At 46.3% G+C, this 16170-nt stretch carries 15 protein-coding genes and 2 pseudogenes; 12 read left to right on the top strand and 5 right to left on the bottom strand.

The window, feature by feature from the left end; all coding sequences use genetic code 11:
• The first annotated feature begins 30 nt into the window (after positions 1-30).
• The 3 genes from AC3ARB_RS09740 to AC3ARB_RS09730 are packed head-to-tail and all read left to right on the top strand — an operon-like array spanning position 31 to position 2147.
• Positions 31-912, top strand: coding sequence for a PTS mannose/fructose/sorbose/N-acetylgalactosamine transporter subunit IIC (locus AC3ARB_RS09740; RefSeq protein ID WP_488320364.1), 882 nt, complete (start codon positions 31-33; stop codon positions 910-912).
• Positions 899-1732 (top strand): PTS system mannose/fructose/sorbose family transporter subunit IID, encoded by an 834-nt coding sequence (locus AC3ARB_RS09735; protein WP_488320363.1) that lies wholly within the window; start codon positions 899-901, stop codon positions 1730-1732. The genes AC3ARB_RS09740 and AC3ARB_RS09735 overlap by 14 nt, the downstream gene beginning before the upstream one ends.
• A gap of 13 nt (positions 1733-1745) precedes the next feature.
• Positions 1746-2147 carry a PTS sugar transporter subunit IIA gene (locus AC3ARB_RS09730; protein ID WP_488320362.1) on the top strand — a complete coding sequence of 134 codons (402 nt, stop codon included), beginning with the start codon at positions 1746-1748 and terminating at the stop codon, positions 2145-2147.
• Positions 2148-2311: 164 nt separating this feature from the next.
• Here the strand turns inward: AC3ARB_RS09730 and AC3ARB_RS09725 are convergent, their stop codons facing one another.
• Positions 2312-3181, bottom strand: coding sequence for a glycoside hydrolase family 25 protein (locus AC3ARB_RS09725; RefSeq protein ID WP_488320361.1), 870 nt, complete (start codon positions 3179-3181; stop codon positions 2312-2314).
• A gap of 145 nt (positions 3182-3326) precedes the next feature.
• Between AC3ARB_RS09725 and tmk the strand changes: the two genes are divergently transcribed.
• The 9 genes and pseudogenes from tmk to AC3ARB_RS09680 form a co-directional block, all read left to right on the top strand.
• Positions 3327-3959: a dTMP kinase gene (tmk, locus tag AC3ARB_RS09720; RefSeq protein WP_488320360.1), complete on the top strand. Its 633-nt coding sequence runs from the start codon at positions 3327-3329 to the stop codon at positions 3957-3959.
• A complete protein-coding gene (locus tag AC3ARB_RS09715) occupies positions 3956-4843 on the top strand; it encodes a DNA polymerase III subunit delta' (RefSeq protein ID WP_488320359.1) in 888 nt (295 codons plus the stop codon). The genes tmk and AC3ARB_RS09715 overlap by 4 nt, the downstream gene beginning before the upstream one ends.
• A gap of 16 nt (positions 4844-4859) precedes the next feature.
• The gene (locus AC3ARB_RS09710; RefSeq protein WP_488320358.1) at positions 4860-5180 is read left to right on the top strand and encodes an initiation control protein YabA; all 321 of its coding nucleotides are present in this window, start codon (positions 4860-4862) and stop codon (positions 5178-5180) included.
• Positions 5181-5182: 2 nt separating this feature from the next.
• A complete protein-coding gene (rsmI, locus tag AC3ARB_RS09705; RefSeq protein ID WP_488320357.1) occupies positions 5183-6049 on the top strand; it encodes a 16S rRNA (cytidine(1402)-2'-O)-methyltransferase in 867 nt (288 codons plus the stop codon).
• Positions 6050-6104: 55 nt separating this feature from the next.
• Positions 6105-7835, top strand: coding sequence for a glycosyltransferase family 4 protein (locus AC3ARB_RS09700; protein WP_488320356.1), 1731 nt, complete (start codon positions 6105-6107; stop codon positions 7833-7835).
• A 46-nt stretch (positions 7836-7881) separates the two neighbouring features.
• On the top strand, positions 7882-9237 hold the full coding sequence (locus tag AC3ARB_RS09695; RefSeq protein WP_488320355.1) for a hypothetical protein: 1356 nt from the start codon (positions 7882-7884) through the stop codon (positions 9235-9237).
• A 40-nt stretch (positions 9238-9277) separates the two neighbouring features.
• The gene (locus AC3ARB_RS09690) at positions 9278-10234 is read left to right on the top strand and encodes a glycosyltransferase family 2 protein (RefSeq protein ID WP_488320354.1); all 957 of its coding nucleotides are present in this window, start codon (positions 9278-9280) and stop codon (positions 10232-10234) included.
• Positions 10152-10685: pseudogene (locus tag AC3ARB_RS09685) on the top strand (hypothetical protein); the annotation flags it as partial. The gene AC3ARB_RS09690 and the pseudogene AC3ARB_RS09685, both read left to right, overlap by 83 nt.
• Before the next feature lie 45 nt (positions 10686-10730).
• A pseudogene (locus AC3ARB_RS09680) lies at positions 10731-11369 on the top strand (GH25 family lysozyme); the annotation flags it as partial.
• 128 nt (positions 11370-11497) lie between these two features.
• Here AC3ARB_RS09680 and AC3ARB_RS09675 read toward each other — a convergent pair.
• Genes AC3ARB_RS09675 through AC3ARB_RS09660 form a run of 4 tightly spaced genes read right to left on the bottom strand, consistent with a single transcriptional unit; the run spans position 11498 to position 15921 of the window.
• Complete coding sequence (locus AC3ARB_RS09675; RefSeq protein ID WP_488320353.1) at positions 11498-12574, bottom strand: M24 family metallopeptidase; 1077 nt, start codon at positions 12572-12574, stop codon at positions 11498-11500.
• A gap of 16 nt (positions 12575-12590) precedes the next feature.
• Complete coding sequence (locus tag AC3ARB_RS09670) at positions 12591-13487, bottom strand: NAD-dependent epimerase/dehydratase family protein (protein WP_488320352.1); 897 nt, start codon at positions 13485-13487, stop codon at positions 12591-12593.
• 3 nt (positions 13488-13490) lie between these two features.
• Positions 13491-14525 (bottom strand): Gfo/Idh/MocA family protein, encoded by a 1035-nt coding sequence (locus AC3ARB_RS09665; protein ID WP_488320351.1) that lies wholly within the window; start codon positions 14523-14525, stop codon positions 13491-13493.
• A gap of 13 nt (positions 14526-14538) precedes the next feature.
• Positions 14539-15921: an NDP-hexose 2,3-dehydratase family protein gene (locus AC3ARB_RS09660; RefSeq protein ID WP_488320350.1), complete on the bottom strand. Its 1383-nt coding sequence runs from the start codon at positions 15919-15921 to the stop codon at positions 14539-14541.
• Between the last annotated feature and the right edge of the window lie 249 nt (positions 15922-16170).

The raw sequence follows: 16170 nt of genomic DNA, 5'->3' as shown, positions 1-16170 counted from the left end.
AATTAAAAATATTTTAAAAGGAGAAAGACCATGATTCCATTCTGGCAAATTCTACTCTTAACTCTCTATTCTGCTTATCAGATTTGTGATGAGTTAACAATTGTTTCGTCTGCTGGTTCGCCAGTGTTCGCAGGCTTCATCTCAGGTATCATCATGGGTGACGTCCAAACCGGTCTTGCTATCGGTGGCGGTCTTCAGCTCATGGTACTTGGTGTAGGTACCTTCGGTGGTGCATCTCGTATCGACGCAACTTCAGGTGCGGTTCTTGCGACAGCTTTCTCAGTAGCTAATGGTTTGGAACCAGAACTTGCGATTTCAACTATCGCGGTTCCAGTAGCTGCTCTGATGGTTTACACTGACGTTCTCGGACGTTTCACAACAACTTACTTTGCACACCGTGTTGACGCAGCGGTTGAACGCTTCGACTACAAAGGTATCGAACTTAACTACTTGCTCGGTGCTCTTCCATGGGCCCTCTCACGTGCGCTTCCTGTATTCCTTGCCCTTGCCTTCGGTGGTGGCCTTGTAGAAGCAATCACAGCTCAATTGGCTGAAGGTGCTCCTCTTGCTTGGTTGGGTGCTGGTTTGACTCTTGCTGGTAAAATGCTCCCAGGTGTTGGTTTCGCAATCTTGCTTCGTTACCTCCCAGTTAAGAAAAACATCCCTTACCTCATCCTTGGTTTTGTGTTGACAGCTATGCTTGGCTCACTCTACGGTGGTATCTCTAGCCTCGGTGGTGCAGTAGCTGGTCTCTCAGAAGACTTCACAGCTAAATTCCATGGCCTTCCAATGATTGGTATCTCACTCATCGGTTTCGCCTTGGCAGCTATCAGCTTCAAAAACAGCCAAAACGTAACTGTTGTTTCAGTATCTAACTCAGAAAGTGGGGAAATTGAAGATGACGAAATCTAATTACAAACTGACAAAAGCAGATTTTAACCAAATTAACAAACGTAGCTTGTTCACTTTCCAGCTGGGCTGGAACTATGAGCGGATGCAGGCTTCAGGCTACCTCTACATGATTTTGCCGCAACTTCGTAAAATGTATGGAGATGGCACGCCAGAATTGCTTGAAATGATGCGTACGCACACACAATTCTTCAACACGTCTCCATTCTTCCACACCATCGTAACTGGTATTGACTTGGCGCTCGAAGAGCAGCAAGGCGTGGCTGCTAAAGATACTGTTTCAGGTATCAAGACAGCCCTCATGGGACCATTTGCGGCGGTTGGTGACTCAATCTTCGGTGCGACTGTACCAGCTATTCTTGGTGCGATTGCTGCGACCATGGCTGTTGATTCTAAGAGCCCATTCGGTATCTTCCTCTGGATTGCAGCTAACATGGCAATCAACGCCCTCATCCGTTGGCCACAACTTGAGTTGGCTCACAAAGAAGGTACTAAGTTGGTTACTACCATGCAAGGCCAGTTGTCAGCACTTACTGACGCTGCTACCCTGCTCGGTGTCTTCATGACTGGTGCTTTGATTGCGACCATGATTAACTTCAAGTTCGCTATCGCTGCAACTGTTAACGGTGTTACTCTTGATGTTCAAAACACTCTTGACATGATGTTCCCACGTCTTGTTCCAGCAATGTTCGCAGGTTTTGTGTACTGGTTGCTTGGTCGCAAGGGTATGAACTCAACGAAAGCAATCCTTGTGGTTATCGCTATCGCAGTTGCTTCAGCATTCATCGGTCAGTTCTTGCATTTCCCAATCTTCACCGTTTAAGAAAGGGTTACCCATGAGTAAACATTTGGTTTTGGTCAGCCACGGTCGTTTCTGTGAGGAATTGAAAAAATCAACAGAAATGATTATGGGACCACAAGAAACAATCCACGCGGTAGCGCTTCTTCCAGAAGAAGGACCTGAGGAGTTTCGTACCAAGTTTGAAGAAACCATTGCAGGTTTGGATAAGGTTGTCGTCTTTGCAGACTTGCTGGGCGGAACACCTGCAAATGTCGTTTCAAGAATCTTGCTTGAAGGCAAGGACTTGGATGTCTACGCTGGTATGAACATGCCGATGGTTATCGGTTTCTTGAATGGAGCTCTCTTGGATCAAGATGTGGATTTGATTCACTTCGGTACAAGTAATATTCAACGTCTGAACGACCTCTTCTCTAATGACGAGGACGACGACGAGTAATAAAAAACGGTTTTAAGTATCCCCAGCCCTGCTCATGCAGGGCTGTTTTTTGGCTTTTTCATTTAAGAGGAGGTGTTTTGAGTTGGCTGTGGGACAGCGATAAACGATTAGAAGCGGTCACTAGGAAACCTCAATAGACTAAAAAACCTAGCTGTTAGGCTAGGTTAAGGGGTGTTGAGTTTTTTATTGAAGAGTTCTTCGAATGTTGAGAGGGTATCCTGGGTAGGAGCAATCTGGTTGAGGTCGAGGTCGTTGTCAAAACCACTGACCCAACCGCGGTCGGTGTATTGGTGGAGGTGGTATTCGAGGTCAGTTTGTGGTGCAGCGTCATAGTAACCAGTATTAGCACCATAGGTCGGAATCCAAATGGCATCAAAACCGTTGGCTGAAATTTGCTGTTCTTCCATAAAGTAGGTCCCGATGTATAGGCCAACTTTTTTAGCACCGAGTTTTCGGAGCTCATCCTGGAAGGCTTGTACGCCTAAATCCATATTGGTCATGGTTTCTTCTTCAACATCAACCCAGTAGTAGGTTGGGTTGTAAGGAGAAGCAGCCTTATAAAATTCACGAGCTTCCTCACGCATTTCCTCTTCACTGGTCCCGAGGGCATAAGCATAAACAGCTACCGGAATGTTACGTTTTTGAAATTCCTGGATATGAGTTTTGTAGGACTTATCCAAACCTGTCGTGTGGGAAGCGGCGTTGTGCTTGGTGATTTGTGAGCCACCATAGACCCGCACGATAACGGCAGAAATATTTTGAGAGAGGGTGTCATAATCCATCTCAGAAGGGAGTTGCCAACCAGATACATCAATAATCGGTTTTAGCTCTACAAATTCTTTTTCTTTCGAAGAGGATGGGGTGGTTTTTTTCGAACTAGAGCTAGATGTCTGTGTGGTTGATGGTATGGTCTGGCGAGCAGCTTTCAACAGGTTTTGTTCCCTGAGGTTATTGGCAATGGCTGTGATAGCCATGAATAGGCCGAAGAGGCTTAGAAAAACCAAGACGACCACGGGTTTAATTCGCTTTCTCATCCCTACTATTTTACCGTAAAAGCAGGGAAAAATCAAAATTTCGTGCTCATTTTAGGCGATTTTCCTCGGAAGAGGCTATATTTTCGGGTGTTTTTTCCCTTAAAACATGGTAAAATAGAAGGAAAAGACACGCAAAGGGGTAAGCATGACCAAGGGAATCTTGATTAGTTTTGAAGGGCCAGATGGTGCAGGAAAAACGAGTGTTTTGAAGGCACTCGTTCCACGTTTAGAAAGCCTGTGGCCAGCAGGAGTAGTGACTAGCAGAGAACCTGGTGGTGTTGCGATTTCTGAGCAGATTCGTGAGGTCATTTTGGCCGTTGAAAATGAAGCTATGGACGATAAGACGGAGCTGTTGCTTTATATTGCGGCCCGCCGTCAGCACTTGGTAGAAAAGGTTCTTCCAGCCTTGGACGCAGGGAAGCTGGTTTTGATGGATCGTTTTATCGACAGTTCTGTGGCCTATCAGGGCTACGGTCGTGGTTTAGAGGTCGAAGCCATTGATTGGTTAAACCGCTATGCGACAGATGGGTTATTGCCTGATGCGACTATTCTCTTTGATTTGCCATCGGAACTGGGCCTAGCCCGTATTGCTCAAAACGCTGAGAGAGAGGTTAATCGCCTTGATTTGGAGCGGTTGGAGATGCACCAAAAGGTAAGGCAGGGTTATGGACAAATAGCAGAGCAGACCAGTCGGCTTGTTGTGATTGACGCCAGTCAGGACCTGGAGAGTGTGGTTGAAGCGACCTATCGGGTGTTAGAGGAGCTATTAAGACGATGATGGAACGGTTAAGCCAGTTACAACCAGCACTTTTTAGTCAGTTTCAGGCTATTTTAGACCAGGATAGACTAAGCCATGCTTACCTTTTTTCGGGAGAATTTGCTGCTGTTGATTTGGCGATTTATCTAGCTCAAAGTCGTTTTTGTGAGACCCTATCTGATCAAAAACTCCCTTGTCAGCAGTGCAGGGCCTGTCGCTTGATTAAAGCAGGGGAATTTGCCGATGTGACCATACTTGAACCGAACGGCCAACTGATTAAGACAGACCAGGTTAGGCGTCTGGTTAAGGATTTTTCTCGGTCAGGTTATGAGGGGGCCAGTCAGGTTTTTATTATCAAAGAAGCAGAGAAGATGCATGTGAATGCTGCCAATAGCCTGCTCAAGCAAATTGAAGAGCCGACGGGCTCCTACTATGTGTTTTTACTGACCAGTGATGAGAGTAAGGTCTTGCCCACCATCAAGAGCCGTTGCCAGATTTATCGGTTGCCGACGGACAGGGCTTATCTGGAAAGATGCTTTGAGGAAGCTGGATTATTGAAAGGACAGGCTAAGATTTTAGCCCAGTTGACCAATGATCCCAATCAGGTAACCGAGCTGGCCAACAATCATCGTTTGCTTGAACTGCTTGGTTTGACCCAGACTTTTGTGACTCAGTTGAAAAACAAGAGGGATCAATCCTATCTTTTTGTGGGGCGTTTGCTGCTACAAGCTCCTGAGAAAGCAGACCAGGAACTGTTCTGGCAGGTGCTGACGGTTCAAGTGTCGTCTGAGTTGACCAGTTTACAGAGCTTGGCTATTTTACAAAAAATCCAAGAGGTGCGAGCCATGTGGCAGGCCAATGTGAGTTTTCAGAACTGTCTGGACTATTTGGTGCTAACCCTTTGAGTGGAAAGGATAAGAAATGACCAATAAAGAATTGTTAGGAATGTTTGATGATTTTTCAGAACGTTTGCTCACGATTTTGGCAGAAAGTGACCGTGTGAAGCGGGTTGTTCAAGACCTAGTGGAGGAAAACACGCGGTTACGGCTGGAAAATCGTCAGTTGCAGGAGCAACTTCAACAACCCGAGGCTTCAAGGGCAGGTAAACCGAGCCAGCAAGCTAGGGAGTATTTGGAGAGTATTTACGATGAGGGCTTCCATGTGTGCAACTATTTTTATGGTGATGCCAGAGGCAGTAGCGAGGAGTGCATGCATTGCTTGGAAGTCTTGTATAGGGATTAGTGATGAAGATTCAGCGGAGTTTTAAGGATAATAGCGGAGCGGGCACCTTGTATCTGGTGCCGACACCGATTGGTAACTTACAGGACATGACCTTTAGGGCAGTGGAGGTTTTAAAGGGGGTGGACTTGATTGCGGCAGAGGATACCAGAAATACTGGCCTCTTGCTCAAGCATTTTGAGATTAGTACCAAGCAGACCAGTTTTCACGAGCACAATGCCAGTCAGAAAATCCCTGATTTGTTGGACCGCTTGCGGTCTGGTCAGTCCATCGCCCAGGTATCGGATGCGGGCATGCCCAGCATCTCGGACCCGGGTCATGATTTGGTGGTGGCTGCGGTGGCTGAAGGCCTTCCCGTGGTGGCTCTTCCTGGCCCTAGTGCGGGTCTGACGGCTTTGATTGCTAGTGGCTTGCTTCCTCAACCCCATGCCTTTTATGGCTTTCTCCCTCGAAAATCTGGCCAGCAACAGGCTTTTTTGGAGGCTAAAAAGGCCTACCCAGAGACCCAGATTTTCTACGAGTCGCCCCACCGCTTGGTGGCCACTCTGGAGAATATCTTGACCGTTTACGGCGACCGCCAGGTGGTGGTGGTGCGTGAGCTGACTAAACTCTATGAGGAGTACCAACGGGGCTCAGTGACGGAGGTTCTAGCTCATCTGGCTGCAAACCCTGCTAAGGGAGAATGCCTGCTCTTGGTGGCAGGTTATGAAGACAGCCAGCTGGAGGCCCAAGAACTGACTGATCAGGCCATTAAGGACTTGGTTGCGTCAGCCATTGCCCAAGGCCAGAAACCAAACGCCGCCATCAAGGAAGTTGCTAAGAGTTACGGGCTCAACCGTCAGGAAGTTTATAGTCTGGTTCATGGGTTTTAAGATTTCTGTTAATTGTTTAAGGTGTTAAAAGTAGTAGCACTAGAAGTGGAGTTTTATGAGAATTTTATTTGTTTCTCCCACAGGTTCTTTTTTCAGTGGCGCAGAAGTTTCCATTGTCAATCTAATGACTTATTTATCCCAACAGGGACACACGATTTTTAATGTTATTCCTGATAATGGGGTCAATAAGGATTCGGACTATCTTGAGAAAATGGCGGTTTTTGACATTACTGTGTATCAGTTACCTCAATTGGGGTGGTGGTGGCAGGAGTCAGATAATTATCGGATGTTTCCTAAAAAAGCCATCAATGCTTTTCAGCATAAGGCCATTTTTGAGATTCGACGTCTCCTTGTGACGGAAGAGATTGATTTGGTGATTTCGAACACGGTCAATGTTTTTCAAGGAGCTATTGCGGCTGCTTGTGAGCGAGTCCCTCATTTTTACCTTATCCATGAATTTCCTGAGGGGGAGTTTTCCTATTATCGGGAAAAAATAGAGTTAATCACTCACTTGTCTTCTAAAATTTTTGCGGTTTCAGGACATCTTTATGATGTTTTACAGGCCTACTTTCCACAAGACAAATTATTGCCTTTTATTCCCTACACGCATGTGACTGCCCGAGAACTTCAGCAGGGGGAAAAGACCAGGATTGTGTCGGTTGGTGGCGTTATTGATCGAAAAAATCAGTTGGAGTTAATCAAAGCTTATCACCAGTTAAATGATGAGACGCTGGAACTGGTTTTTATCGGGGGGTGGGACGATGAGTATAAGAAAATTTGCGATGATTACATCTTAGAAAATCAGTTACAGAACGTTTCGTTTTTGGGTCATCAGAAGGACCCATGGAGTTATCTTACAGACAAGGATATCGTTGTCTTTCCATCAAAAATGGAGGCTTTCCCCATGGTTTATGTCGAAGCACTATTGAACGGGCTTCCCGTGATTGTGTCGGATAATGGAGGACACCTCTCCGTTTACAAGGCCTTTGATGCGGGAACTGTTTATGAGTTGGGAAATGTGGAGGAGTTGACAGCTAAATTGTCTGCTGCTCTTGACCAGTTTTCGTGCCAAAAAGAAGCAGCAGAGCAAGCAAAAGCTCGCATAAGGGAAAGTTATACCTTGCCAAAGGTGTCACAACCCTTCCTTGATCAATTGGAAAGGCTTGAACAGAAGACTAGCTCGGACTTGTTTGCGTCTATGGCGTCTTTTTGGGGACTCGAGTTGGCTAAGGAGTGGTTGGATCGCTTAAAATGGGAGCAGGTCACTATTTTCTTTGGTGATGAGCAGGGCGTGTTTTCGCCAAGTCGTTCCCTGGTCCTCCCTCTAGAAGACGAGGGTTCCTTTGAGATTCAATTGTCCAATGAACCCCAGTTGCGAATTGATTTGTCAGAATTTCCAGCTGCGTTTACAGATGTTTCTTTGCGGTCTAAAACTTATAATGTTGTACTGGAGCCATCTATTCGGTCAGGAATGATGGAATCGGGGAGACTACTCTTCGTTGATAGAGACCCTCAGTTGATTTATGATACTAGACCATATGCGAATGATACGTTGACTTTTTCTTATCGGAAGTTGTCTTTTGATGATTTGCCGCGGCAATTAGCGGCCATTGTGGAGCGTCAGCGACAAACTCATTTGTCAGAGATGTCTCACAAGGAAGAAGCCTATAAAGCCCTGCAGGAAAGTTACCAGCAACTTCATACGGATTACCACTCAGTTATTGGTTCACGTCGCTGGTTACTGACAACCAAGCTAATCAATTTTTTGAAGCGGAAACGACCTTAAAGACTTTAGGTGGTTATGTAAGAATGAGGTTAATGAAGGAGGAGATGTGAAAAATGTGACCGTTCCCCTGAACAGGCAGCGTCAGTTAGTTTCTCTGAGCATGTTTGTTTGTTTTTGCTACTTACTTGTCTGGGTTTTTACTATACCATTTGATGCCGCTCCAGATGAAGAATTGCGTTACCTGGTGCCTTATTACATTTATGAGCATTTGGCTTTGCCGACAGGTTTTGACGAAGCTGTTATCTATCGTGAAGGCTACTATTCTTACGCCTTTTATCCCCAGTTGTTAGGTTCTTTAGTTTCGGCTTTTCTCATGAGGCTGGGGCAGTTTCTGTCTTTTGGAAAAATCGATTTAATTTACTTTGCCCGCTTGACCAGCGTCCTTTCTGGGTTGGGGCTTTCATACATTTTTGGAAAGACTGTCCAGCGCTTAACCAATCAGTTTTCAAGCAGGTTAGTTGCCATGTTTCTGATTGTAACCTGGCCACAGCTGACCTTCTTATCTGCCTACCTCAACAATGATATTATTGGCTTGTTCGGAGCTGCTCTTGTTATTGACAGCATGGTGAAATTATTGAGGGAGACGGAGTGGCGATTAAAGGATACCCTTCAAGTTGCTTTGGGGTATGTGATTTGTTTGCTAGGCTATCTTAATGCTTACCCCATAGTTCTATTTTCAAGTTTCTATTTTCTTCTGATGATTATCAGGGTTAAGCAAGAAAGAGCTAGAACCAATGTTTGGGTTCTCAACCATTGTTTGGTGTTAGCACTTTTGATGTTTCTGTTGGTTGTTCCGTTTTTTGCTCGAAATTACCTCTTATATGGAGATTGGTTAGGTAATCGCATTTTTGAAGCAAGAAATCAGCAATGGTTGTCGGAGGGGAATCTTCCAACACTTTTCCCTTATAGAGAAGGGGGAATGGTGGAAATGATTTTATCAGTCTCTCTTTGGGAATCTACTCTTAAATCTCTGATTGGTACTTTTGGTTACATGACCATATGGTTATCATCGGTAGAATATGTTTCCTACCTTGGTGGTTTGGTGGCAGGTCTTGGTCTTTTTATAGGAACACGAGTGAAGGTTTTGGGGCGGCAGCGATTGAGCCAAGGAGAGGTTTTGTTTTCCCTAACACTTACCTTATCCTCTCTGGTAACGGTTCTTCTCTTTTTGTATCGGAGCTTTAAGGTGGATTATCAGGCTCAAGGCAGGTACATCATTATGCTGCTCTTGCCCCTGTTTTTAATGGCTAGTGTGGGCTATGCGAAGTTACTGGCTAAACTCCCTCAGTGGGTTAGGGGGCTTGCGGTTATACTGAGTTTATTGCTCTTGTGTTGGCAGAGTGCCTCAGTCTACCAGCATTACATTTACCAGTCGTTTATAGAATTAGGATTAAGGAGGTAACTGTCCTGTTAATGCATGTCAGTTAAGAAATGAATAGAAAATGAAAGCTAAAAAATTATCGTTTGTGATTCCTTGTTATTATTCGGAAAAATACTTAGCAGGGGTGGTAGAGGGCATTATTGAAGAATTTCAGTCGGTGCCGATGGAAATTCTTCTGGTTAATGATGGCTCAAAAGATAGGACCTATCAGGTGATTGAGCAATTGTGCCAATCGTATGCCTTTGTTAAAGGTATTAATTTAGCCAAGAATTTTGGTCAAGACAGTGCTTTAATGGCGGGGTATCGTTATGCAACAGGGGACTACATTATTTCTCTTGATGATGATGGTCAAAATCCTCCTGGAGAAATCCACCGCTTGATTGCGACCCTAGAAGAGGGCCATGATGTGGTGTTTGGGAAGTATCCTGTAAAGGAACATAGCCTTTTTAAGAATATCGGTAGCCGAATAAATGATAAAATGGCGAACCTCGTTATTGGCAAGCCGAGTGATCTTACCCTGTGCAGTCACTTTATTATGACGCGTTTCATCGCTAAAGAAATTATTAAATACGAAGGGGCTTTTCCCTATGTATGGGGATTACTCTTGCGGACAACCAACCGTTTGGCTAATCAAGAGGTGAAACATCATCCTCGTGAAGTGGGCGGTTCGACCTACACCTTTAGTAAATTGGTTGGTCTATGGCTTAATGGTTTTACGGCTTTTTCGGTTAAACCGTTAAGATTAGCCTCGTTTCTAGGTGCGTTTTTTGCCTGCTTGGGGTTCGCCTATGTGACCTATATTGTGTTTATCGCCTTAACCCAAGGCTATCCTATCAAGGGCTGGGCGTCGTTAATGTCGATGCTCTTGATTATCGGAGGGAGCATCATGATGATGTTAGGCTTGTTAGGGGAGTATATTGGTCGAATCTATCTCAATGGCAATAAAGCTCCTCAGTTTGTTGTTAGAGAAAGTTGTAATGTTGCCCAGGTTCTTGAACCTGAAAAAAGTGGTTATTAAAAATTGGAGGTTTTTTGTAATGTTTAAGAAAATGATGATTTTAGCAGGGCTGTTCTTAGCGACAGGGTATTCTGCTTCAGCAGAAACAGTTACCCGTCTCTATAATCCGAATGATGGAAATCACTGGTTTACGACTCAGGAACAAACGGTGAACAATTTGGCCAGCCAGGGCTGGCAAGTTGAAGGGAAGGCCTTTGAGGCGTTTGGGAAAGAGCTACCGACCTATGTCCTAACTAGTCCGAGGGGCTACTATCATTTTACAGCTAACCAAGAAGAAATCAATGGTCTAGTTGCCAAGGGGTGGCAATTGGGAGAAATTGTCTTCCATGCGGCTAAATCAGGAATACCTATTTATAGGGTTTATAACCCCAACGCAGGGGTGCACCATTTCACAGCTAATATGGAAGAATTAGCAAATCTTACTAGTTTGGGCTGGCAGGATGAAGGTGTTGCTTACCACGTTTTAGACGAGGCCTTGTTTGAGCAAAGCCAGGCTAAACCAGTGCTTGCAAGCAACTACTTTATTGACATTAGTAGCCATAATGGGCAGGTTTCTGTTGCTGATTTTCAAGCCTTGAGAGAACAGGGGATTAGTGGGGTTACAATCAAATTGACGGAAGGGACCACTTACATTAACCCCTATGCTCAAGGTCAGATTATGAATGCTTTAGCGGCAAATATGAAAATCTCAGCTTACCATTACTCACATTACACCACTGCCCAAGAAGCCGCTGATGAAGCAGCATTTTTTGTGAAGGTGGCTCAGGAATTTGGCCTTTCTCCAGAGACGTTGATGGTTGGTGATATTGAAGAAGATAAAATGATTCCAAATATCAACAATAATATGGCCGCATGGACAGCAGCCTTGAACCAACTTGGTTTTCATAATACCATCTACTACACTGGTGCACGGTGGTTAGATTTCAAAAACGGTCCGATTGAAGTTGCGAGGTTTGGGGAACAGAATTTTTGGTTGGCCCATTATCCGAAAGGGCAAGTTTATATGACACAAGAAGAGGCAGCGCATTTTGCTTATTACAACCAGTTTGCGGCTTGGCAGTACACGAGTGTCTCTCCAAAACTAGCTCGGCCATTAGATGAAAATATTGATTATAGTGGGCGATTCACTAATTAGTTGAAGGTGTTCATTGAAATAGTTAGAAAATGATTTAGGCCAGGGGATGACTTCTCTGGCTTTTTAGACGACAAAAGCTCTTGGAGATTGACATTTCCCAAGAGCTTGGTATTGGTTGCAGTTGTTGTTTAGTAGTAGAGCAGGTCCTTGCTGGTCTGGGTAAAGACCTCAAAACCAGACTTGGTCACCACACCGCAGTCCTCGATGCGGACGCCGACCTTGCCAGGAATGTAGATGCCTGGCTCAACGGAGAAGCACATGCCTTCTTCTAGGACCAGGTCGTTGCCATCCATGATGGACGGGAATTCGTGCAGGTCCATGCCGATGCCATGGCCCAGACGGTGGTTGAAATACTCGCCGTAGCCAGCCTTTTCGATAACCTGACGAGCAGCAGCGTCCACCTGGCTGGCGGTCACACCTGGCCTAATCATGTCCTGGGCGGTCAGCTGGGCCTCCAAGCAGAGTTGGTAGATGTCCTGCTTGAACTGGTCAGGCTTGCCGACGGCAACAGTCCTGGTCATGTCACTCATGTAGCCGTTGGCCGCAATCCCCAGGTCAAAAAGCAGAAGGGCGTCGTTTTCAATCTTGACATTGCCAGGGATGCCGTGCGGGTTGGCGGCATTGTTGCCCGCCAGAACCATGGTGTCAAAACTCATGCCGTAGCCCTCACGCTTCATCTGGTACTCGATGTGGGCGATGATATCGGTCTCGGTCTTGTCCAGGCTGATGGCTTCAAAGCCGATTTGCACGGCCTTGTCGGCTAGCTTGCCTGCAACGTGCATCTTCTCAATCTCATCTGCTGTCTTTATCAGGCGGAGCTGGTTGATGGTCGGGGTCAGGTTGGTGAAGGTGCCTGAAAAGACAGTTTCCAACCCCTTAAACTTGGTCACGTTGAGGCTGTCAAACTCGATGGCCACCTGCGGGTAGTCGGTTTTGGGCAGGATGGCCTTGATTTTCTCCCAAGGGTTTTCGCTATCCATATAGCCCACGACGGGAAATGGCAGAGCTGCCTTAGCCCGTTCCAGGTCCAGGGCAGGCAAGAAAAGGAGGGGCTCACGGTCTGCCGTCAGAAAGAGGAACATGTAGCGTTCGTGAGGGTCACCATAGTAGCCCGTCAAGTAGTTGACCGAAACAGGGTCAGAAACAACGGCTGCATGGACATCAACCTGTGCCAGCTGGTTTAGTAGGGTTTGGATTTTGGTCATTGATGGTCTCCTTTTATTAGTCGTTAGTTCTTGCCCAGTCTGCGAAGGTTCGTAGGCGTTTTTTGCTTATCAGCTGATCCAGCTTGGTGGAATCAAAGACGGTGCTGCCACTCTCAATCAAAGCTGCCTGTTCTGGCCAGGGAACGAAAGTAACCTCTGCTCCGTATTTCTTGGCAATCAGGTTAGCCATTTCCAGTAGGCTATAATCTTCACCACCGATATTGTAAACATCTGCTTTGCAATGCTCCGAAAGAGCAACTTGGATCAAATCATCACAAAGGTCCTCCATGGAGGTTAGGGTGCGACGCAGGCTGCCGTCACCGTAGAGGGTGATGACACCATTTTCCTTGGCGTTGCGAATCATGAATTCAGCAGTCCCGTAGGAAGATGCCTCGGGAATCAGGGTGCCATAAGGCAGGCAGAGGCGGACGATCGCATAGTTGACCCCGAAGTTGCGGTGAAATAGGTCTAAGTATTGCTCGCAGGCAAACTTGTTGATGGCATAGACAGTCTTAAACTCTTTGGGAGCATCCTCGGCCAGTGGCTGGTCGGCTCCTCGATAGACCAGACGGGTTGATGGGAAAATGATTTTAGCCTGAGAGCCTTGTTGCACATAAGCGTTGAGAAAGGTTAGGAGGGCTTTTTCGTTGATGTCAATGAAGGCCTCGTAATTGGTAAAGCCATCGTGAGTACCAGTCTTTCCGGTGAAGAAAAAGACGGTATCAACGCTCAAATCAAGTTTGGATAGGTCGCCGTCAACCAAAGAAAGCGAAGTGTAGTTGGGGCGTTGATCAAGGGACTGGTCTTGAACATCGTAGAGGGCGATGGTCAGCCCAGAGAACTGGTCACTCAGGACCGCGTAAAGGTTTCTAGCGATGTAGCTGTTCGCACCGATAATGGCAACATGTTTCATGGTCTAGGCCCTTTCTGTCGCTTGCTCTTGAAAGGCTTCAATCAGCTTGGCCTGCTTGAGGATACTATTGATAGCGTCCTGTCGGCTAGCTTCGTCGATGATGGTCTGGTAAAACTGGTCGATGGACTTGGCGAAACTATCGTCAACGCTGAGTTTGTACTCGGTTTCGGTTCCATTTTGCTTGAGAATGGCCCGAGGCTGAAAACCAGCTGGAGCGGTTAAAATCCGATCAGAGGTCAGAGTGCCCTGACTGCCCCAGACTTCCAGTTCGCACTTGTAATCGTTGTCCATGCCAAAGGCAATCTGGACCACCTGACCAGCTGCATTGGTCAGGATACCAGAGCCATAGAGGTCAACCTCGCAACCGTCTTCGTAATTTTTCTGGGCGAAGGCAATCTGAGCGGATTCCCCTAAAATCATGCTGGCGTAGCGAATGGTGTAGCCGCCTGCATCAATCAAGGCACCGCCCCCCATCGTGGGATCATAACGAAAGTCGTTGGCGGCTCGTTTTGGGAAACCAAAGTTGATTCGATAGAGGCGGACATCGCCAACCAAACCAGATGCAACCAGGTCTTGCACATCCGCCAACTGCTGGTGGTAGGCAAACATGTAATTTTCATGAAAACCCAGTTTTTTCTCCAAGGCTAATTGACAGAGATCATGACTGTCCTGGTAGGAGAGGGTGCAGGGCTTTTCGACCAGGACGTGTTTGCCGTGTTCTAAAGCCAACCTAGCCCACTTGTAGTGGAGGGCTGGTGGTAGGGGGATATAGACCGCGTCCACATCGGGAGAGGTCGCCAGAGCCCTATAACTCTCAAAAACCCGACCGCCGTAGGTTGTGACAAAGTTTTGAACCTTTTCCTTTTGGCGAGCCAACATGGCTTGCGCTTCGTGGTCAGCGACGGCTTGGCCCTCATAACGTTCTTCGATGCTATTGATGGCATAGCCCACGCAGTCAAAATGAGGGTTGGCTGTAATAGCAGGCATAAACCGACGCAAGGCGATTTCGGATGGGCTGATAATGCCAAGTTTAATCATGGACACTCCTTACTTACAGTTTGATTAGAGATAAGAGGTTCCTTAGTTGGATGTTGCAGGTGTTGTTGACTTGAATCATGACATTCAGAGTAGCAAAATCCAACCAGAAGTAGCCATCTGGCAGTTCTGGCAAGAGGTCTTGAGGCAAATCAAGAATCACATTACGGTTCTGTTCGTGGTGGAAACGGCCGCCCTCCTCAGAGAGAATGACATCAACATAGGCGTGGTGGTTGTTGGCTAAGTGTTTCCTGAACAGGGCTTCCATGAGGTCGTCTCGATCAGGAGAGTGGGTGGCTTCCCATTGGACAGTTGGCCCGACTTCGACCTTATCAAAGCTACCGATTTCAGGCTTGAGAGAGACTAAAAACTGGCGTTTGCCATCCATCACACTAGTGATTAGGCCGAAAGTGGCCATGCCAATGGCCTTAAAGAGGGGTTGGTCCCAACGTGAGACTTCGCGACCAGAAATGGAAATGTCGTAATGACGCACCATGAAAGGTGACTGGACCCGACTGGTAACTCCGTACTCGGAGACCTCCCAGTCAACCAACTGGTTGAGGGAGACGGGGACACAGGTGATGTCTTCAAACATCTTGAAGTTGTTGATGGCCTGGTAAATAGTGGGCAGGCCTAGGAGCGGGTTGGCTTGGAAAATCGACTTAAAGAGGGCCTTGTCAGTAAATAGGGCCTCCAACTCCGCCAGTTCAGCTTCAGAATAAGAGCCACCGATAAAGGGAATACCTGACAGGACGGTCCGAGTGTCCATGTTGACCAGATTGTCAATTTTGAGCAATTCCTTAATCTGGCCCAGGGTCATCCATTTGAAGTTAGGAAGGGCCTCGATATCTTCTTCCACCAGCATAATCATGTTACGGTTGCGTTTGTGGTAGAAACGGCTGGATTGCTCGGATTGGATTTGGTCGTAGATCACGTGATGGTTGTGAGATTGTTCAAAATAGTCATAGTAGTGGGGCAGGTTGCCGCCATGAGCCCGAGTAAAATTGCTCTTGGTGGCTTGAATGGTCGGCGAAATTTGCACACAGTTGATGTTGCCAGGCTCAATCTTGGCCTGCATGAGGAAATGGAGCACCCCATTGATCTTTTGGCAAATAATGCCCAGGTACCCGATTTCAGGTTGTAAAATCACCGGTTGCTCATAAAGAAAGTGGTCGTTGCGGAAATACCGCATGCCAGTAATGGAGAAAAAGCTGCGCTTGCGATTGAGGATTTCCCCCTTGTAGTCGTCATAAAACCAAAATGAGCTCTTGTGAACACTGATTTCTTGAATATTAACCTTGGTCTCTTCATTAAGTTTTTGAATCCAGGTCAAAATCTCAGCGCTGCTATTCACATCGCTATCGGTGGTTTTCCAGGATAGCAAAAATTCCTTAATCATGGGTTCTCCTCGGGGTTATATTATAGAAAGAATACCATAAATAGGGAATTTTTACAATCAATGATGGGCCATCTCCAGAAAGGAAATCGCAATCAACTGCTAAAAACTGTTGAGGCAACTTTTTAGAGAGATTTGTCTTGACTTTTAATGCGAGTCTATGGTATTATAACTAACGGTACTTTTTACTTTTGGTCTCTCAAGAGTGTACAGAGACGTGCTGACAAATGTTGCAAAAGTACACCCAGGTAG

The organism is Streptococcus sp. ZY171113, assembly GCF_057748235.1.
Note: the sequence above shows the minus strand (reverse complement) of the source record. Positions and strands in the feature narration are given on the sequence as shown.